19 protein-coding genes are annotated in these 18,932 nt (G+C 40.1%); 11 read left to right on the top strand and 8 right to left on the bottom strand.

The genetic code is table 11. The annotated features are described in order from the left end of the window. Positions 1 to 41: 41 nt before the first annotated feature. The 5 genes from V7201_RS15760 to V7201_RS15740 form a co-directional block, all read right to left on the bottom strand. A complete protein-coding gene (locus tag V7201_RS15760; RefSeq protein ID WP_335377707.1) occupies positions 42 to 674 on the bottom strand; it encodes a hypothetical protein in 633 nt (210 codons plus the stop codon). 17 nt (positions 675 to 691) lie between these two features. Then, positions 692 to 2,071 carry a selenium-binding protein SBP56-related protein gene (locus V7201_RS15755; RefSeq protein ID WP_335377706.1) on the bottom strand — a complete coding sequence of 460 codons (1,380 nt, stop codon included), beginning with the start codon at positions 2,069 to 2,071 and terminating at the stop codon, positions 692 to 694. A gap of 306 nt (positions 2,072 to 2,377) precedes the next feature. After that, on the bottom strand, positions 2,378 to 3,361 hold the full coding sequence (locus tag V7201_RS15750) for an ABC transporter permease subunit (protein ID WP_335377705.1): 984 nt from the start codon (positions 3,359 to 3,361) through the stop codon (positions 2,378 to 2,380). Next, the gene (locus V7201_RS15745; RefSeq protein WP_335377704.1) at positions 3,358 to 4,284 is read right to left on the bottom strand and encodes an ABC transporter permease subunit; all 927 of its coding nucleotides are present in this window, start codon (positions 4,282 to 4,284) and stop codon (positions 3,358 to 3,360) included. The genes V7201_RS15750 and V7201_RS15745 overlap by 4 nt, the downstream gene beginning before the upstream one ends. A gap of 258 nt (positions 4,285 to 4,542) precedes the next feature. Beyond that, positions 4,543 to 5,376 (bottom strand): SDR family oxidoreductase, encoded by an 834-nt coding sequence (locus V7201_RS15740; protein WP_335377703.1) that lies wholly within the window; start codon positions 5,374 to 5,376, stop codon positions 4,543 to 4,545. 143 nt (positions 5,377 to 5,519) lie between these two features. Between V7201_RS15740 and V7201_RS15735 the strand changes: the two genes are divergently transcribed. From V7201_RS15735 to V7201_RS15720, 4 genes are all read left to right on the top strand, one after another. Continuing rightward, positions 5,520 to 5,813, top strand: a complete 294-nt coding sequence (locus V7201_RS15735; protein WP_335377702.1) for a hypothetical protein — start codon at positions 5,520 to 5,522, stop codon at positions 5,811 to 5,813. Between the two features lie 215 nt (positions 5,814 to 6,028). Beyond that, positions 6,029 to 7,063 carry a fatty acid desaturase gene (locus V7201_RS15730; RefSeq protein ID WP_335377701.1) on the top strand — a complete coding sequence of 345 codons (1,035 nt, stop codon included), beginning with the start codon at positions 6,029 to 6,031 and terminating at the stop codon, positions 7,061 to 7,063. Positions 7,064 to 7,281: 218 nt separating this feature from the next. Continuing rightward, on the top strand, positions 7,282 to 8,421 hold the full coding sequence (locus V7201_RS15725; RefSeq protein ID WP_335377700.1) for a sensor histidine kinase: 1,140 nt from the start codon (positions 7,282 to 7,284) through the stop codon (positions 8,419 to 8,421). After that, complete coding sequence (locus V7201_RS15720; RefSeq protein ID WP_335377699.1) at positions 8,418 to 9,017, top strand: response regulator transcription factor; 600 nt, start codon at positions 8,418 to 8,420, stop codon at positions 9,015 to 9,017. The genes V7201_RS15725 and V7201_RS15720 overlap by 4 nt, the downstream gene beginning before the upstream one ends. Positions 9,018 to 9,129: 112 nt before the next feature. Here V7201_RS15720 and V7201_RS15715 read toward each other — a convergent pair whose 3' ends face one another. After that, positions 9,130 to 9,504 (bottom strand): nucleotide excision repair endonuclease, encoded by a 375-nt coding sequence (locus V7201_RS15715; RefSeq protein WP_335377698.1) that lies wholly within the window; start codon positions 9,502 to 9,504, stop codon positions 9,130 to 9,132. 297 nt (positions 9,505 to 9,801) lie between these two features. Here V7201_RS15715 and V7201_RS15710 point away from each other — a divergent pair, with 297 nt between their 5' ends. Then, complete coding sequence (locus V7201_RS15710) at positions 9,802 to 11,541, top strand: DEAD/DEAH box helicase (RefSeq protein WP_335377697.1); 1,740 nt, start codon at positions 9,802 to 9,804, stop codon at positions 11,539 to 11,541. Positions 11,542 to 12,005: 464 nt separating this feature from the next. Here the strand turns inward: V7201_RS15710 and V7201_RS15705 are convergent, their stop codons facing one another. After that, the gene (locus tag V7201_RS15705; RefSeq protein WP_335377696.1) at positions 12,006 to 12,125 is read right to left on the bottom strand and encodes a DUF4023 domain-containing protein; all 120 of its coding nucleotides are present in this window, start codon (positions 12,123 to 12,125) and stop codon (positions 12,006 to 12,008) included. A 158-nt stretch (positions 12,126 to 12,283) separates the two neighbouring features. On the opposite strand from V7201_RS15705, the gene V7201_RS15700 reads away from it, so the two are divergent. Beyond that, complete coding sequence (locus V7201_RS15700; protein WP_335377695.1) at positions 12,284 to 12,841, top strand: GNAT family N-acetyltransferase; 558 nt, start codon at positions 12,284 to 12,286, stop codon at positions 12,839 to 12,841. 28 nt (positions 12,842 to 12,869) lie between these two features. On the opposite strand, the gene V7201_RS15695 is transcribed toward V7201_RS15700, so the two are convergent. Continuing rightward, a complete protein-coding gene (locus V7201_RS15695; RefSeq protein ID WP_335377694.1) occupies positions 12,870 to 13,406 on the bottom strand; it encodes a histidine phosphatase family protein in 537 nt (178 codons plus the stop codon). A 339-nt stretch (positions 13,407 to 13,745) separates the two neighbouring features. Between V7201_RS15695 and V7201_RS15690 the strand changes: the two genes are divergently transcribed. From V7201_RS15690 to V7201_RS15670, 5 genes are all read left to right on the top strand, one after another. After that, a complete protein-coding gene (locus tag V7201_RS15690) occupies positions 13,746 to 14,756 on the top strand; it encodes a LacI family DNA-binding transcriptional regulator (protein ID WP_335377693.1) in 1,011 nt (336 codons plus the stop codon). Between the two features lie 57 nt (positions 14,757 to 14,813). After that, positions 14,814 to 16,496 (top strand): glycoside hydrolase family 13 protein, encoded by a 1,683-nt coding sequence (locus V7201_RS15685; protein ID WP_335377692.1) that lies wholly within the window; start codon positions 14,814 to 14,816, stop codon positions 16,494 to 16,496. A 178-nt stretch (positions 16,497 to 16,674) separates the two neighbouring features. After that, positions 16,675 to 17,403: an SDR family NAD(P)-dependent oxidoreductase gene (locus V7201_RS15680; RefSeq protein ID WP_335377691.1), complete on the top strand. Its 729-nt coding sequence runs from the start codon at positions 16,675 to 16,677 to the stop codon at positions 17,401 to 17,403. Next, positions 17,400 to 18,443 carry an S-adenosylmethionine:tRNA ribosyltransferase-isomerase gene (locus V7201_RS15675; protein WP_335377690.1) on the top strand — a complete coding sequence of 348 codons (1,044 nt, stop codon included), beginning with the start codon at positions 17,400 to 17,402 and terminating at the stop codon, positions 18,441 to 18,443. The genes V7201_RS15680 and V7201_RS15675 overlap by 4 nt, the downstream gene beginning before the upstream one ends. A 13-nt stretch (positions 18,444 to 18,456) precedes the next feature. Then, positions 18,457 to 18,807 carry a VOC family protein gene (locus tag V7201_RS15670; protein ID WP_335377689.1) on the top strand — a complete coding sequence of 117 codons (351 nt, stop codon included), beginning with the start codon at positions 18,457 to 18,459 and terminating at the stop codon, positions 18,805 to 18,807. Positions 18,808 to 18,932 lie beyond the last annotated feature (125 nt).

The following is an 18,932-nucleotide window of genomic DNA, read 5'->3' as shown; positions in this document are numbered from 1 at the left end:
TGAATGAAGAATTCAGCACCTTTTTTCTATTTACCTTACAATCAATGAATATGTTCTTGCCCCATACCTCCGCCCATTACGAATAATAAAACACCAACAGCAATTAATAAAATCGCCCAGACCAATTCGAAATTGACTAGATACTTTTTAAATTTGGCTATTCCTAAATGATAGACTGACAGGGAAATAACAGTCATGGAAGTTAACATAGCCATTTCGTGCACGATCCATAATGGCACAAGGTCCATGATGCTTGAAGCTTCAAGAATAAATGGTGCAAATAAGAGCCCAGATCCATGTGTGGATGAGGCCAGGAATGACCAGAGGATTAGCTGACCATAACCTACATTCAATCCGCCAGCCCACTTGAAATGACGGTAATACCGAAACAGCCTGTATATACCATAAATAACGATGAATGCAGCTATAGATAAGTGAACAGTGCCAGCAGGCAAATGGAAACGTGCAAATGTCTGAGCGGCAATAACAAGCCCGTCTCCTAAAATTTGGCCTGTGGCAATTGGAATGATTGCATAAAACAAAACGCGTTTTTGACTTCTATGAATGGCTAAAAAGACTGCGAATAACCATCCCATTGCTGGGTTAATGCCATGAAATGCACCAAGGAGAGCGGCTGCGGCCATCTGGCTTTCATATGAAAATAAACCTTCCAATTGTATTCACTCCCGATTCACGGATAGCAAAAAGTATCGGTAGAACAATCGCCGCCTTCAAGCCTGATTTGGTGAGCTCTCATTCCTTCGAACTCAATTAGAAAGTCTGCATCTATTTCCATTCCACCCTCGGGTTTTATGTTCACTTTTACCATAGCTCCATGGATTCCATCAGGATAAAATTGTTCATCCCACGCTTTATAAAGGGAGTTTGTAAAATAAGCCCGCTTCCCATCCCGGCTTAATTCGACCATCTGTGGTCCTCCTGTGATTTGTTTACCAGATGGGTGGGGGACAGGTGTTGCAATGCCGCCAATTTTAACCGTATCAATATGTTTAGGGTTAAATGGATCACTGACATCATATTGAATTAATTCTCCAGTTCCCCAGCAGCTCACATATAAAAATTTGTCATCAAGCGACAGGACCATGTCCGTTACCAATGGTGGAACAGCTCCAATATCCTTTAAAGCAGGAGGAAGCTGGTCAGCTGGTGTTGGGACAGCCGGAATTTCTATAATTTTCTTTGCCTCCCACTTCCCGTTTTCGCGATACCAGACCCAGATGGAACTCGCTAGATTCGTTACATCGACAACCACGCTTGCAAAACCATATGTCTTGCGGGGATTATGGGCAGGCCTCAATTCAAGAACCATTTGATGCTGGTCTCCAAAATCAATTTCCTGAATATGGCTTCGGGTGCGGCTATCAAAAAAATGTATGCTGTGACCATATTTCCTTTGCAGCAGTGCGTCCAGGTTCAATCCATTTTCAAATAAATCCGGAGTCGCCCAACCGCTTGATACAGTCACATCATGAGCAATATGCCACCAGAAATCGTATGCATAGTGCTGAGGACCTCGGTCCATTTCCCAGGCACCCAATACATTAAAATTGAAATGATCAAGCAGGAGTATGCCGCCAGGTCCGCCATCACCTTCAGCTGCACCAAGAGCACTTATGAAAATACCTTCTGGACCACAGTGAACCGTGTGAAGGCGGCTGTAGCCAGTTCGTTTTTTAATTTCTTCAGGCTCAATCGTTTTGATGATTTTTGGTTTTCGGGGGTCAGGCTTTGTATCAGCTATATATATACGTGAGGAACGGATGCCGGGAAGAACTAAGTACCTCCTTTCCAACTGTGGATGAAAAGCGGTTGGGCACAGCGCGGAGCTGCAGGCATTCCAGCCAAAATGGTGAAGCTCATCATCCCCAACACCAGGTAAATCAAGTTTATAAATCAGGTTTCCGTAAGAAGGGGAAGCAGGATCAAGATCAACAACACCAATTGCGTCTGGATCTAACAATGCTACATAAGCTAAGTTTTCGGGTGGTGCATCCATAGCTGAGCGGGGAGAAGGATAAAATGAGGGATCAGTACCAAATAATTTAGTCACAGATGAATCATCCTTTCTTGTTGGCAGTAAAGGAGAACACTATAATTTATTTGAATCCCTATGGTTTTAGTCGCCTTTTTTTTGTGGACTGCCTGTTTTTCTTATTAAGATAAGCAGTTCCAGTAAATTATGTCTTTTAATCCCTTAATGTAATGCTATATACAATTTAAAACTCAAAGAAAGGATCCCCCGAAATGTTAGATAATTAACCGATGACAACTTCATTCGAAAACTAACTATCAGTGCAAAAACAGCCAACAAAAAAAGAAGGGGCATCAGACCCTTCTTTTAAAATATCTAGGTTGTTTAACTGCTTATTTCTTTTATCCTGGGAAGCTCTGGATTCCTTACTTTCTTTTTTGATGATGATTTTGAAACCATTTCATTTTCACCTGCCATATTAGCGACTAGTTCGTTTTTTATGATTATAATCAGCAGGAAAATAATCAGCAAAACTGTCAGTGAGCTTAACGCGATGTATGATGCATACTTCAGCCACCAAAAATTTTGTCCAGTAAGTCCCGCTAGTTCGTTCGTGATCGACTTTTTATAATGGGTATTATAAATTGTTTCTTTATGTGGTCCCCCAAGGAAAAGAGAGAACATGGCAAGACCCATCAGAATTTGCAGGGTTTGGAGGACCTGCTGTACAAACAATAATGCCAGTTGAGGTTTAAGATGGGGCAGTATCTGCTTTGCCATGATATGCCATTTGCTGGCTGCTAATAAATAGGAGCTTGTTATAAATGACTTCGTTTTTATTTCCTTAATAAAATCCGTTATAAAGAAAAAAACAGTAGGAAACCCTAGAATGAATAGGACAATCAACTGATACTCAACTTTTACGATAACGGGAACATCATTGTAACCAAAAAGGTATCCATTCATTAAAAACACGCCGGTCAGAAGGACTGGTACGTACTGAAATGGCAGGAAAAATGCTTTGATAAAAGGTTTTAAAGCAGGCATCCAATTCTCGACCAAGATTCCCAGTAAAGTACCGATTGCCACTCTAAGAAAAGAGACGACAACAAGCGCAGCAAATGTATATTTTATTCCATCAATAATTAACATCAAGTTATCCCGTCCATCACGGTCTGTACCCAGTAAGAAATCTTTACTCGGAGGGTAGGGAGGAGCCTTTAATGTCTTCCCATTCTCATCCTTTAGATGGTGGATCATGGTCCGATAATCTTCAGGACCAATATAGTCGTATAAGACGCTGGCAATAAGCATAATCAGGAGAATCGTTAATGAGATTTTTGTTTTTTTGTAGGAATTAAGCCTCATAGCCGAATTTCACCTCGTTTTTTGACAACAGTATATTTAACGATCATTCTGACCAAAAATTCAAAAAGAATGACAGGGGTGATCAACATCAAAATCGTGGATAACAGCAACACAAAATGTTCACCCAAAAACACCTGGTCTAATAAGATTGAAGTAAACGCTTGTTCATAAAAATACATAAACTCTACCAAGACTAGATTAGAGAGCAACATGTAAAGAATCGACCTGAATCTGAGTGTGAAAACAGGAAGCACATTTCGCAACATGTGAACAATATACAGATACCCTCTCGACAGCCCCTTGGATAAGCCCACTTGAATATATAATTCCTCCTCTTCATCCTCCATGGCCTTCAAAAGAAAGACCCCAAATAGAATTGCAGGCAGAAATGAAATCACGATGACAGGAAAAGCTATAGGCTGATTGGAACCTATTCCGTACATCTTAAAAATTTTCATATTATAATCTTGATAGAGAAAGATATTCAGCATATTAATTGCAAAAATAAACATAAGGTCAGGGAGTCCCTCGAATAAATCGAGAAATATCCTCAGCTTTCTCCTTAATTTAAAAGGTGACAACATAATAGTAAAAGCTATAATACTGCCCACAACTATAATAATCACAAGGGAAATACCAAGAATCGTATAGGAATAAAAATAACCATCCAGCACTTGTGAATTTGTCATATAATCTGATATGCTTTGTAACTTGAAATCATTTAATTGGCTAAGGACTTCTTTAAATTGCTTATAAAATTGCGTTAAGGACAAGCCTAAATGTTCGCCTTGCCTTTTCCCTAAATCGAATAGTGAGACGAAAGATAGAAAAAATCCTATTCCCACTATAAATGTTGCAAATAAGAGCAGGTAATACGCTGCTTTGCGTACCACTGCAAATAACATCAGGATCCCTTTTTTCATATGGATGATCTCCTTTCAGACTTATTTAAGTTCTACATTATGGTAAAAAAAACCTTTTTTAGTGATAAAAAAAACTCCATTCTGGTATATGGAGTCAGATTGTAGACAAACTCGATTAAAGCGAGCTTGTCTACAGTTTTATCTTGAATGGGAAGTATAATATGTCTGTTGATTTCCGTTCCAGGCGCTTCGCTTTCCGCGGGGCTGGCGCTGAGCCTCCTCGTCGCTTCGCTCCTGCGGGGTCTCACCTGTCCAGCTCTATTTATAAAGTTTTTTCATGACAATTTTCTCAATCGTTTTCCAGGGCAGCAGTTTTTTTAAGAATATGGTTTTGGCAACACCTTTGCCGATAGGGTATCTCAATTCACTTCTACCGTCCACATCACAAGCAATTCGTACAACCAGGTTGGCAACCTCCTGGGGATCTCCATATTTAGGTTCTCCACTCTTTAATTCATTCATGATCGCAGCCTTATAGTTTTCATACGGTGATTGATCCTGTAATTGAATAGTTTCAACGCTTGACCAGATATTCGTTTTATAGGATCCAGGCTCTACGAGTACGACATCGATACCAAAAGGTTTGAGCTCAAGCCTTAAACTTTCACTGAATCCTTCCAATGCATACTTTGAGGACACATACGCGGACAGTCCAGGAAACCCAAAAGTGCCGCTTATACTGCTCATGTTAATGATTTTCCCTGATCCTTGGGCACGCATAGAAGGGAGGACTTCTTTGGTGACAGCAACTGCCCCAAAGAGGTTTGTCTCGAACTGCTGGCGGTAAGCTTCGATTGAGAGTTCCTCACAAAAACCGCCCTGAGCGAAACCAGCATTGTTCACTAATACATCCACCGATTGTAACTCCTGCACATATTCACCAAATTCCGCAATAGAAGCCTCTGAAGTTACATCGAGCGTTACCACTTGTATTCGCTCCTTGACATTTCCATTGTCTGCCAGTTGGAGCAGACTTTCCGCTTTGAATTGATCCCTCATTGTCGCATAAACATAAAACCCAGATTTCGCTAACTCAATGGCTATCAGCTTACCAAAGCCGCTTGATGAACCAGTTACTATTGCATTTTTCATTTTGTGCTCCTCGCTACTTTAGCCTTTTTAATTTATTTTACAGTGAAATAGTTGATTGCACTATTCATACATGTATTTTTATCTGTTAAAAGGAAAGACTGTTCTGATGTGGATTTTTCTAAAAAACTTCAGGAGTAAAAATAATGAGAAAAGATGAAGCATTTAATCTCTTATGTTTAATCGAGGCTGTTTACCCCTTGATCATCATTAACAGTGAAACAGTCACAAGGTGGCTAACTCTTAGTGAGATGCTTGATTACAACGAAGTACGCGCTAAATTGCATGTACATATTCAAAATATGCCATATCCTCCAAGGCTTTTTGACATAGCTGTATTTAATAGTGGGGAAGGTGACATGAAGACAGAGATAGAAGAGACTCATTGTGACGAGCCGTTTGAACCATGGCAGAAGGAATATTTCATTAGAAATAAATAATTGTTTTAAAAAAATGCGAATCCTTAAAAATAAACAGCAAATAATATTACCTGGTACTAAGTAAAAAAACCGCTATTTATTAAGGTTTTAAAGATTATTTTCATCGAAACATGACATTTATCATGTGTCACATATGACACCTGATACTGCACAAAAGTGTTTCCCTTGTTTATAATTTGGTTAATTAACAAATCCGAAAGGGGATTTTAAACAAGATGGCAACTCACAATGCAAAAGAACTAAGAAAACAGGTCGCCCCTTATGAAAGTTCAAACACAAAAGCTAGTATCATTCAAATACTGAATACGGTAGTACCATTTTTGGCAATGTGGTTTTTGGCCTATCAAAGCCTTTCAATATCTTATTTGCTGACACTGGCTATTTCCGTTGTTGCAGCAGGCTTCATGATCAGGATCTTCATAATTTTCCATGACTGTACACACCATTCATTCTTTAAAAACCGTACAGCAAACAAAATTGTTGGAACGTTAACCGGGGTTTTGACATTATTCCCTTACAGCCAGTGGGGACATGAACATTCAGTCCACCATGCAACGAGCAGCAATCTTGATAAGCGCGGCACCGGCGATATTTGGGTTATGACGGTTGATGAATATTTGGCTGCACCATTATGGCAAAAGCTTGCTTACAGAATGTACCGCAATCCTTTTGTAATGTTTGTTTTGGGACCAATTTATATTGTATTGATCACTAACCGTTTTAACCGAAAGGGAGCAAGACTTAAAGAAAAATTAAATACCTATCTTACTAACGTTTTGATTTTTGGAATCTCAGGCTTGCTGATTTGGGCAATTGGCTGGGAATCATTTTTAATGGTAGAAGGACCGATCTTCTTCATAGCAGGAATGTTTGGCATCTGGTTGTTCTATGTACAGCATACCTTTGAGGATTCTTATTTTGAAGGAGACAAAGAATGGGAATATGTGAAGGCTGCTGTTGAAGGAAGCTCTTTCTACAAGCTGCCAAAGGTACTTCAGTGGATTACAGGTAATATCGGTTACCACCATGTTCATCACTTAAGCCCGCGTGTACCGAACTATAAGCTTGAAGAAGTTCATAATAATACTAAACCATTGCAAAATGTCCCAACGATCACTCTTTCTACAAGCTTAACATCCCTGCGCTTCCGCTTATGGGATGAAAAACAAAAGCAGTTCATTGGATTTAAAGAAATGAAGGCTTTAACAACTTCAAACAAAATAACGGCTCATACAAAGCCGGAACTATAAAAGCAACTCCCCTTATCTCAGTACTGTTTATTTTGTAAAGCTTAAAACAGCTTTGCCACAAATGCAGACTGGGGTGTGGGGAGTAATTTTATGTTAACTTGGAAATTATGATATTTTTATCCATATTTTATCTGTGGAATTGCTCTAATCTGAAGTCGATATGATAAGATTAAAAGATCATTAATGAACGGGATTATTATGAAGCAGAGGTTTTTATCATGTTTAAAAGGTTTTTTAATTCACTAAAAAGCACAGGGATCTCTCCTTATATTTGGACAATTCTCGGAATATTGCCTTTTTATTTCATCTGGCAATTACCATCTACTGTGGGAAAAGTTGTTGGTATTATCCTGACATTGATGTTCTTTCTAGTTTACTGGCTGGCATTCGTATCAAGAGGCTGGACAGTCTATTTATGGACATGTATTTTAATAGGAATTTCAATTGCCTCAGCCAGCTTATTCAGCTATGTATATTTCGCCTTTTTCATTGCTTACTTTATAGGCAATTTAAAAGATCGAATTCCGTTCCTTGTCCTGTATTTCATTCACTTGGTGGGAACATCCATCGTTATAAACTTAGAAATTGTCTTAAAGGAAGATTTTTTTATCAAACAGCTGCCTATCATCGTGATCGTCTGGATCAGTGTCATTCTCCTGCCATTCAGTATTTTTAACAAAAAAGAGAGAGGCCAGCTGGAAGAGAAGCTTGAAGATGCCAACAAGCGAATTTCTGACCTGGTGAAAATAGAAGAGAGGCAGAGGATCGCCAGGGACCTGCATGACACCTTAGGACAAAAGCTTTCTTTGATTGGACTAAAATCTGATTTAGCCCGTAAATTAATCTATAAGGATCCTGAACAAGCCAGAGATGAATTGATGGATGTGCAGCAAACTGCTAGAACTGCCCTCAATGAGGTAAGGAAAATGGTAGCTGAGATGAGAGGAATCCGCGTTCGCGAAGAACTGATCCATGTGAAGCAGATCCTTAAAGCAGCCGAAATCAAGTTCATTGGCAATGAAGAGGACTTTAACGTGAGCAATGTCTCGCTGCTTTCAGAAAATATTCTTAGCATGTGCTTAAAGGAAGCGGTAACCAATGTGGTTAAGCACAGCAAAGCAACAGTATGCTCAATCATGATAAATCAGACTGAAAAAGAACTGATTGCAGAAGTCCGTGATAACGGAAATGGCAAGATAACGGACGAGGATTTTAACAAAGGAAGCGGTCTGCTGGGAATGAGGGAGCGACTCGAATTTGTGAATGGTACACTTGATATTTTTTCAGATGACGGTACAACGCTCTTTATTAAAATACCTAAAGTATTAAAGCAACCTGACAGGGAGGACCTGATATGATTCGGATTGTAATTGCGGAGGATCAGCGCATGCTATTGGGGGCCTTAGGCTCACTTCTTAGTCTTGAAGATGATATGGAAGTGGTGGGAAAGGCAAGCAACGGGGAAGAAGCTGTCTCTCTCGCCAGGAGTCTGCAGCCTGATGTTTGTATTATGGACATTGAGATGCCCGGTAAGACCGGTCTAGAGGCTGCAGAGGAATTAAAAGGGTTAGGCTGCAAGGTAATCATACTAACCACATTTGCACGTTCCGGTTATTTTCAGCGGGCATTGAAAGCAGGCGTAAGCGGCTATTTATTGAAGGACAGTCCAAGCGAAGAGCTGGCAAGCTCCATCCGCAGCGTCATGGGCGGAAGACGTGTTTATGCTCCTGAATTGATGGACGATGTTTACAGTGAGGAAAATCCGCTGACCGAAAGGGAAATGGAAGTGCTCGAGCTTGTCGCCGATGGGAAGAATACAAAAGAAATCGCCGGCCAGCTAAGCATCACCGCAGGTACGGTCCGCAATTATATCTCAACCATACTGGATAAACTCGAGGTTACAAACAGGATTGAAGCGATCACCCACTCGAAGGAAAAAGGGTGGTTTAAATAATCGGACAGCGCAAAAAAGTGCCTGAACCGTCATGTTCTAAAAAGACATGTGGCCAGGCACTTTTCATTTTTACAGGTATTATCTCGTTCAGCTAAATTCCTTATTAGGAGATTTATTTAAAGAAGACTTTATCAATGTTATATTTCGCTTTTAAGGTATTAATAGCATATGTTTCATAGATTTCCCTATCCATTGGATCTTCAACAGTACATACAGCGATTTTGTGTACCTCATGGCGATGGTTTTTGACAGGGGAAACTGTATCTTCAAAATGCTTTTTAACACGCGGTCTAAGTTTTCGTGCTTTCCCCACATACATCAACTCATCATCAGCATTGAAAAACATGATGATTCCGCCTTTATCCCTTGGAATGCGGTGGTAATCCGTAAAACCATATTCACTGCTGATAACTGCTTCAACCTTTTCACCTAGCTGCTTGCTTCTAGTAATCACAACATCAGGTGATGGCAATTCGATTTTAATCAATTAAATCACTTCCTATTCATCAATTAGTAAATCGTACCACACGCCAATTTGAAAATCCACATATTATTATCTTACCCAATAAAAAGGCGCCTGACCCTTCCGCTTTATCACACCACCGCACTGGGGGTCAGACCCCCAGTGCGGTGGTGCGGTGATAGGTTATCGTAATTTGATACATAGATTAAATTCGTTGGAATCGTCTCTTGCTATTTTTTCAATCTAAAAGCAATAATTAGAAGGATGGTTGGGAATATGAAGAATATACTTTCCACCGATTAAAGAAAGCAGGGATTTTATTTGAAAAACTTTTTATCATTAGGCATTTCGGAAAAAATTGCGGAAACGTTAAAAATACATGGGATTACAGAACCGACACCAATCCAGGAAAAAGCGATTCCTTTATTAATGGATGGTAAGGATATTATTGCCCAATCACAGACTGGAACGGGGAAAACGTTCGCATTCGTTCTGCCGATCCTCGAGCAATTGGATAAAGCCAATCCAAACATTCAGGCTCTTATTGTCACTCCGACAAGAGAGCTAGCCTTACAAATCACGAATGAAATACAAAAATTAGTTGAACATATCGAAGGTGTTAACATCCTTGCTGTATATGGCGGACAGGATGTTGAATCTCAATTAAAGAAGCTGAAGAAAAATATCCATATTGTTATTGGCACTCCTGGAAGACTGCTGGACCATATTCGCAGGGAAACTGTCGATTTTTCAAAAGCGGCTTTTCTCGTTTTAGATGAAGCGGATCAAATGCTTCACATTGGTTTTTTGGATGAAGTCGAAGAAATAATCAAACAAACACCAAAAACAAGGCAAACTTTGTTGTTCTCTGCAACAATGCCTGATGAAATCCGGAAGCTCGCAAAACATCATATGTACAAGCCAGAGAACATCCAGATAGAAAAAACCCAAGCACCATTGGCAAATATTAAACAAATTGCAATCAGTACGTTCGACAGAGCGAAACAAAACGATTTAATTGAATCATTACGAATGTATCAGCCTTTCTTAGGGGTTATTTTTTGCCGGACAAAGAGAAGAGTCAGCAAGCTGAATGACGCGTTAAAAGCGAACCATTTTAATTGCGATGAACTTCATGGAGATCTTTCTCAGGCAAAAAGAGAGCAAGTCATGAAAAAATTCCGTGAAGCGAAAATACAATACTTGATAGCAACGGATGTAGCGGCCAGAGGTCTCGATGTCGAAGGTGTCACACATGTCTTTAACTATGACATGCCTCTTGATACGGAAAGTTACATCCATCGAATCGGGCGTACCGGGAGAGCTGGAAGTGAAGGCATTGCTGTAACTTTCTTTTCACCAAAAGATAAGCCACTGTTAGATATGATTGAATCTGATTTGAAGCTTCAAATTGAAAAGAAAAACTTTGGTAATGCGCGGAATGCGGAAGCAGGGGAAGACGCTCCAGAAAACAGAAAATCTGGAAATAGGATTGAAAAACGAACTTCCAGTAATCGTGATCGCAGAAACGAAGATTATAAAGGGAAAAACACACGGGCAAGACATTCTAACAGCAGCCCGCAAGATAGAACTGGCCGTTCGCGGAGTGTTGAGAGAGATCATAGAGGAGAAAAAATCACGACAGACAGATTCAGCCGCGGTGATTCAAGAGCAAACCGGAGCAGAACGGGGGAAGATCCATCCCGCAGAAACAGAGACGAACGCCCACGGAAAACAAATGAAAGAAGAGATCCAAATCGAGCTGATCGAAACCGGGAGCGGGAAAGACCACAAAGGGCCACAAATTCGGGTTCAAGCAGATTAGCCGGTGACAGAAAAGAAAGCTCAAGGCGAAATGAGGAGTTTGGAAGAGGCCAACGAAGCGGTCGCAATGAAAATCGTGACTCAACACCACGTTTCGAAAGAAAAAGTGGGGAAAGACCTTCAGCACAAGCACGCTCTGGCTCAGGTAGAGAGGGTAAACAACCTTCGCTACAGGGCGAAAGAAGGAATAAAGGGCTAAACAAAAAATCCGGATCACAAAACCGCAGAAGTAGATAAAGTTTACAAGACCGTCTATTAAGACTTTAGAAAAACTTATAACGTTGTTGTTAGCAGGGCTATCATGACCATTCAGCTTAAAAATCTGTGGACGAGTGGTCATAACAGGGCCCCTCATAACCATTCAACCGAAAAATCTCGCTACGAATGGTCGTAACAGAGGCTCTCATGACCACTCAGCTCACAAATCTGTGCACGATTGGTCATAACAGAGTCCCTCATGACCATTCAACCCAATAATCTAGCTACAAACGGTCATAACATGGGCTATTATGACCATTCAAAAAAAATCTCGCTCCGAATGGACGTAACAGAGGCTTTCACGACCACTCAGCTCAAAAATCTCGCTGCGAATGGTCATAACAAGAGACTCTCATGACTATCAAAAAATTTTTTAATCATAATTATTAATGAAAGCATTCTCAACAAAGAAATAGACCGTGTTAACACGGTCTATTTTCTGTTTAATGCTGTTTATTCGGAAGCTTGTCGCTTGGATTATCCTTACCCTGTCTTTTTTTGTTCTGTTCATTTTTCTTTTGATTTTCATGCAGTTTTTGAACGTACTCATGAGTATTTTCCATAGCTGTACCTCCTGTTTTAAAATGGCTCGTCGTTACTTTTTCCAATAACATTGGAAATCATTCAAGCAATTATTCAAAGTGAAGTTTTTATATATGAGATATAGGGGAAGGAGAATTACGTTATAATAAACCAATGATTAATACTAGGAGTGAATACAATGCAACTAGAAGATGTTTTAAGCAACCTTCCTACACTTGAAACCGAGCGACTGATACTAAGAAAAATCACGATGGATGATGCAGCCGATCTCCACTCATATGCCTCTAACCCTGAGGTTTCAAAATACGTGTTTTGGGAGGCTCATCATACACTAAGTGACACCAAAGATTATATTAGATTTATTCTGGATCTTTACGAGAATGGAAAACTTTCTCCATGGGGGATTGAATACAAAGAAGATGGAAGGCTGATTGGCACTGTTGATTTTGTAAATTGGCAGCCAAATCACAATTCTGCAGAAATCGGTTATGCGCTATCAAAAGACTATTGGGGAAAAGGAATCGCCACGGAAGCAGCAAAAGAACTCATTCACTTTGGTTTTAATAAAATGGATTTGGTCAGGATACAGGCTAAATGTCTAGTCGAAAATGCTGGTTCAGAAAGGGTTATGGAAAAGGCGGGCATGACTTTCGAAGGAATTTTAAGAAAGTTCATTTTCATAAAAGAAACTCATTATGATGTGAAAATGTATTCAATTATAAACGGAGACGCCTGACCCAGTATAAAAGGCAGGCGCTACAAAGTTATTGTTTCTCAAAAATATAGATTTTGGCGTTTTCCGGCCTGTTGAATTTCGGGCCGGAAAAGCCTCTTTTCAACAATTCCTTCCTCATAAACATCATGATGCCCCCATGACCGACAATCAAAACGTCCTCTTCATGTTCTAGCACCTGATCCAGCACCCGATTAATTCGCCGAACCACCTGCTTTTTACCTTCTTTTTGAGACTTATGACCGAGAAACCAGGCAATTCTTATGAGAAAAATATGAAACCATAGCGGCAGCCTTATATCAGAACCTGCTATCGGGTAAATTGACATCTCCCGCAAATCCTCCAAATAAACAATTTTCCCATCAAAAGCTCCCTGGGCTGTCCTGGTGGCTCTTGGCAAATCACTTGAATAACATCTCTTCCAGGTGACATTGCACAGATCTATTTCCGTTTCCTCGATTTCTGATTCATCATATTCCTTTTGCCACTCAAGCATCTCACTGGATGAAACCATCTTATTCGGATACCCGAGTGTAACCTTGTAGTGTCTTAGTAACCCAATTTTCATTTCATACACCCTAACCTGAAATCAATATTCTGTTTATCTCTAAATACATAATTCTTCCTCCGACGTTTCTTTCCTTTTATTTTGATCTAACAATTTGTTTTCTGAAGTGCTATTGACCTCTCGAAAATACTAACAAATGTACAGTTAAGGAAAAGACTCAGTGTGCTGCGCTAGCAGGGGGCTATAGATTTAAGTCACTTGAATCCAAGAGCACTACTTTCAAAACCAATCGCCCAGTCCTATGTCAGAAGGAGCTCAAAGTGATAAAAAACTTGATACTGTATGGATTTCGTATTACTATTAAAGCAACAACGTAAACGTTTACGTAAAAAAGGTGTGATGGCGATTAACTATACAATTAAAGATGTTGCAAAAAAAGTAAATGTCTCGATAGCTACGGTCTCCAGAGTGCTTAATGGTCAGGGAGGTTATTCAAAGGCAACGGAAGAAAAAGTGCTTATGGCAATCAAAGAACTTGGATACCAACCAAATGCCTTCGCCCGTGGATTAATCAATAATAAATCCAACACGGTCGCAATCCTTTTCCCTGAAGTATCAAGTCAGTTCTCATCTAAAATCCTCAGAGGTGTCGAAGAGGCGGTCCATGCTTTTGGATCAAGTGTCATTGTCTGTAATACTGCCTCACACGGTCAGCGGACAGAGAAGTATTTGGAACTTTTAGCAGAGAAAAGGGTGGATGGAATCCTTTTTGTCAGTGAAACCATTACTCAGAATTATTTTGATAAACTAGAATCCATGAAGATACCAGTCGTCCTGATTGCAACAGAATCTTATCTCTATCCAATTCCGTTTGTTAAAGTGGATGACAAACATGCTGCTTTTACTGCCACTAATTATCTAATAAAGAAAGGGCATACAAAAATCGGAATGATCAGCGGCAATAAAGATGATGTTATTGCTGGTCAGCCGCGTATCGAAGGCTATAAACAGGCAATGTTAAGCATGGGGATTCCCTTTAGCGAAGAAAATATCATTTATGCAAAAGGCTTTTCTTTTGATGACGGAATGACTAATTTGCCGATTCTATTGAAGCAATTCACTGATTTAACTGCTGTTTTTGCCGCAAGTGATGCTATAGCCATGGGAGCAATCTCAGCTGCTTATAAACTCGGGATCAAGATTCCGCAGGATTTGTCCATTGTCGGATATGATAACCTGCCAATTGCAGAAATGTCTATTCCACCGCTGACTACAGTTGCACAGCCATTAGAAGAAATGGGAAGCGTGGCTGCCAATATGCTATTTTCAATGATGCAGTCTGGTCAAAAAGGCGAAAGCAGGATTATGCCGCACACGATAGTTGAGAGAGATACTGTAAAACACTTATAATTTTTACATGTTACGTAAACGTTTACTCAAAAAAACATATATCTGGAGTGATTTCCTTTGAAAAAACAATGGTGGAAAGAATCAGTCATTTATCAAATATATCCCCGCAGCTTCATGGATTCTAATGGTGATGGAATTGGTGATATTCCTGGTATCATTTCAAAATTAGATTATTTAAAGGAACTTGGCATTGATGTCATTTGGCTTTCACCTGTCTATAATTCTCCTAATGATGACAATGGGTACGATATTAGTGATTACCGCGAGATTATGGACGATTTCGGAACGATGGCTGACTGGGAATTACTTTTAAAAGAGATGCATGAGCGCGGACTGAAACTGATCATGGACCTTGTCGTTAACCATAGTTCAGATGAACACAACTGGTTCGTTGAATCACGTAAATCAAAGGATAATCCATATCGTGATTACTATATTTGGAGACCTGGAAAGGATGGCAAGGAACCTAATAATTGGGAATCCGTATTCAGTGGATCTGCATGGCAATATGACGAATCAACTGAAGAATACTATCTGCATCTTTTCAGCAAAAAACAGCCTGATTTGAACTGGGAGAATCCTAAGCTCCGCCAGGAAGTATACGATATGATGAAATTCTGGCTGGATAAGGGGATCGATGGATTCCGGATGGATGTCATCAATTTCATTTCTAAGGTCGACGGTCTTCCTGATGCGCCTAATCCAGAGGGAAAGCCTTATGCATCAGGAAGCAAATTCTTTATGAACGGACCAAAGATTCATGATTATCTTCAGGAAATGAATCGTGAAGTTTTGTCTCACTATGATGCCATGACTGTTGGCGAAATGCCTGGCGCTTCAGTTGAACTCGCAAAACTTTATACAAACGAGGAACGAAATGAAACAAATATGATTTTTCAATTCGAGCATGTAGATTTAGATTCTGGGCCAGAAGGCAAGTGGGATTTAAGGCCATTGAAGCTGACTGACCTTAAGAAAAGCTTTACTAAATGGCAAAATGGTCTTGAAGGAGAAGGCTGGAACAGTCTTTATCTTAACAATCATGACCAGCCAAGGATGGTCTCCCGTTTTGGCAATGATCAAGAATTCCGCATTGAATCTGCCAAGATGCTGGCTACCTTCCTTCATATGCTGAAGGGAACGCCATATATTTATCAAGGCGAAGAAATCGGCATGACAAATGTACGCTTTAACTCGATTGGAGAATACCAGGATATTGAAACATTGAATATGTACAATGAAAAAGTGAACCAAAATGGAGAAGATCCAGCCAAGGTAATGGAGTCCATCTATGTTAAGGGCCGTGACAATGCACGGACACCTTTCCAATGGGATGAAACAGACCATGGCGGATTTACGACTGGTACTCCGTGGTTGAAGGTTAATCCAAATTATAAAGAAATTAATGCAAAGCTAGCGGTTGGGGATGAGCATTCAATCTACCATTACTACCGCAAACTGATTCAGCTGCGCAAAGAGCATCCAATCATTGTGCATGGAAGCTATGAAATTCTGTTGCCTGAGGATGAAAACGTGTATGCATACACAAGAACATATGAATCAAAAACATTGCTTGTTGCCTTGAATTTTTCTAAAGAAAACCAAATTTTTGAAGTACCGGCAGAGCTTCAAGGCAAGAAAAATGAAATCCTGATCACCAACTATTCAAGACAGGATTCCTTACAGACTACAATAGCTTTAAAACCGTACGAAGCAATTGTTTATCAGATTCATAATTAAGTTGAGGAAGGCTGTGTGACGCAGCCTTCTTTTTTTATAGGCTAATATCGAAGAAAAAAAACTTATAAAAAAACTCGAAATCTTAGACTAAAGTCGTAGAAAATATCAAGCTTCTTTACGAGGTAGGATTTTCTTCAAAATTTTATGATGAAATCAGAAGAAAACTTAGGAGGACTTGATGATGATAAAAAATAAAGTTGTAATGATTACTGGAGTAACACAGGGGCTGGGCAAGGCTTTGACCTTAACTTTTGCAAAAGAAGGCGCTAAGCTCTCGGTATGCGCACGCAGAAAAAAAGAGCTTGACGAGGTAAAACAGGAAGCTGAAGCTTTTGGCGCCGAAGTGCTGGCGGTTGTCGCTGATGTTTCTAACCCCCGTGATGTAGAAAAATTCGTTGCCTTGACAGAAGATTCATATGGCCGCATAGATGTTTTGATTAATAACGCTTCCATTCTTGGTCCGAGTCCAATGCCGCTTTTGCTCGACTATCCTGAAGACGATTTTGCTGAGGTAATCAGAGTAAACAGCATCAGTCCATTTCTTGTAGCGCGGCGTGTCCTGCCAGCCATGCTAAAGCAAAATGCAGGATCGGTGATCAATGTGACATCTGAAGCCGGCAATATTGGCTATGCTGGATGGGGAGCATATGGAATCTCTAAATTTGCTGTTGAGGGACTGACTGAAACATGGGCCGATGAATTAAGTGAAACGAATGTCAGAATGAATATGGTCGACCCAGGTGAAATGAATACTGAAATGCATGAACTTGCTGTACCTGAATGCGATTATGAGCTAGCGGATCCTTATGATGTAGTTGACGTATTTTTATTCCTTGCTTCAGATGCCTCCAAAGATATAAACGGCCAGCGGTTCCAGGCACAGGAATTCGTAAAGGAGGGACAATGATGCAGAGCAAAGCAGAATCAATAGCCTATGACTTTTATCTTCCGTCTGAACTCAATGCATCACATCCCCCGGAGCGAAGAGGAATACGCAGAGATCACGTAAACATGATGGTCCTTGACAAGACTACAGGCAGTGTTAAGCATGACAAGTTTTTCGAACTTGACCAATACCTTAATCCCGGCGACATTCTTGTGCTCAATAACAGCAGAACAATTCCTGCCATTTTAAAAGCAGATTGGCATAGAAAGGGAAGGTTACTTAAGAAAGATACGGAAATAAGGCTTGCAAGGAAAAAGAATGATTCTGCCTGGGAAGTCCTGATCGTTGCTGAAGATGTCAAAGCGGGTGACCAATTTTGCTTCGGGGGAAACCTGGAGGCAAAAGTGATTGGCGAAGTTTTTAAATCCCCATTGAAAATAGTACAGTTTTCGATTCAGGGAAGAGACCTGATAGAAGCCTTTTATTCAATAGGCGAGCCAGTCAGATATGAGTATATTGAAAAGCCTTGGAAGCTGGACTACTATCAGACGGTGTTTGCCAGTCAGCCAGGCTCCGTAGAAATGCCCTCAGCCGGAAGAGCTTTCAGCTGGGAGCTTTTGTTTAAGCTGCAGCGTAAAGGTATCAAGATAGCTTATTTGCAGCTTCATACAGGTCTTAGCTATTTGCTTGATGATCATTATGAACATTCACCTGAAGACCATTATGAAGAATTTGTAATAGCTCAGGAAGATATGAAGGCAATAATGGAGGCAAAGTCTTCAGGTGGAAAAGTTATTGCCGTGGGTACTACAGTGGTGCGCGCATTAGAAACGGCTAAAAGGACTTCAATTTTATCAGGATGGACAAATCTGTATGTGAATGCCGAGTATGAACTGCAGCTGGTAGATGGGATCATCACTGGCTTCCATGAGCCTAAGGCAAGCCACTTAGATATGCTTACCGCTTTTGTGAAGGAGAAAAAACTATTTTCAGCCTATACAATTGCAATCGAAAAGAATTATTTATGGCATGAGTTCGGGGATATCAACTTAATTATATGAAAGGAGTAAAAATATGAGAATCCACCATTTCGCACTGGAAGTGAAGAACCTCGAAGCTGCGAAAACTTTCTATGAGAATCTACTTGGATTTAAGGAATATTTGAGAACTTCTTTTCAAGAAGAGGAAATCATATTTTTAAATCTTAATGGCTTTATGATTGAGCTTATTGCAAATAATCAAAATAGCCTAATAGGGGAGCACGTCCATCTTTGTTTTGAAGTGGATGATATCGAGGAGCAGATTCGCAAGTTAGCAGAGTCTTCACTGTTGCCAAGTGAAGGTCCATATTCCATGGAAAATGGCTGGAAGACAGTGTTTTATCAAGGAACTGACAATGAAATCATTGAATTCATACAGACCTGACGAGAAAAACCGTGAATCTAAAAAAATGGCTCTGTTAAAACCCAATGTTGTTTTTAAAACCTGTTGATTGTAGTGGAAGGCGCGAAGACTCCTGCGGGCTTAGCTGGTCAGGTGAGACCCCGCAG

Origin of the sequence: Bacillus sp. JJ1122, from assembly GCF_036964885.1 — a bacterium.
In the GTDB taxonomy this organism is placed as follows: Bacteria; Bacillota; Bacilli; order Bacillales; family Cytobacillaceae; genus Mesobacillus.
This window is presented reverse-complemented; position numbering and strand designations above follow the sequence as displayed.

Bases quoted from the DNA above. Each gene is read 5' to 3' on its own strand.
- V7201_RS15690 (WP_335377693.1), top strand. From the start codon at position 13,746: ATGGCGATTAACTATACAATTAAAGATGTTGCAAAAAAAGTAAATGTC.
- V7201_RS15740 (WP_335377703.1), bottom strand. From the start codon at position 5,376: ATGAAAAATGCAATAGTAACTGGTTCATCAAGCGGCTTTGGTAAGCTG.
- V7201_RS15720 (WP_335377699.1), top strand. From the start codon at position 8,418: ATGATTCGGATTGTAATTGCGGAGGATCAGCGCATGCTATTGGGGGCC.
- V7201_RS15705 (WP_335377696.1), bottom strand. From the start codon at position 12,125: ATGGAAAATACTCATGAGTACGTTCAAAAACTGCATGAAAATCAAAAG.
- V7201_RS15680 (WP_335377691.1), top strand. From the start codon at position 16,675: ATGATGATAAAAAATAAAGTTGTAATGATTACTGGAGTAACACAGGGG.
- V7201_RS15750 (WP_335377705.1), bottom strand. From the start codon at position 3,361: ATGAGGCTTAATTCCTACAAAAAAACAAAAATCTCATTAACGATTCTC.
- V7201_RS15745 (WP_335377704.1), bottom strand. From the start codon at position 4,284: ATGAAAAAAGGGATCCTGATGTTATTTGCAGTGGTACGCAAAGCAGCG.
- V7201_RS15725 (WP_335377700.1), top strand. From the start codon at position 7,282: ATGTTTAAAAGGTTTTTTAATTCACTAAAAAGCACAGGGATCTCTCCT.
- V7201_RS15735 (WP_335377702.1), top strand. From the start codon at position 5,520: ATGAGAAAAGATGAAGCATTTAATCTCTTATGTTTAATCGAGGCTGTT.
- V7201_RS15670 (WP_335377689.1), top strand. From the start codon at position 18,457: ATGAGAATCCACCATTTCGCACTGGAAGTGAAGAACCTCGAAGCTGCG.
- V7201_RS15695 (WP_335377694.1), bottom strand. From the start codon at position 13,406: ATGAAAATTGGGTTACTAAGACACTACAAGGTTACACTCGGGTATCCG.
- V7201_RS15675 (WP_335377690.1), top strand. From the start codon at position 17,400: ATGATGCAGAGCAAAGCAGAATCAATAGCCTATGACTTTTATCTTCCG.
- V7201_RS15700 (WP_335377695.1), top strand. From the start codon at position 12,284: ATGCAACTAGAAGATGTTTTAAGCAACCTTCCTACACTTGAAACCGAG.
- V7201_RS15730 (WP_335377701.1), top strand. From the start codon at position 6,029: ATGGCAACTCACAATGCAAAAGAACTAAGAAAACAGGTCGCCCCTTAT.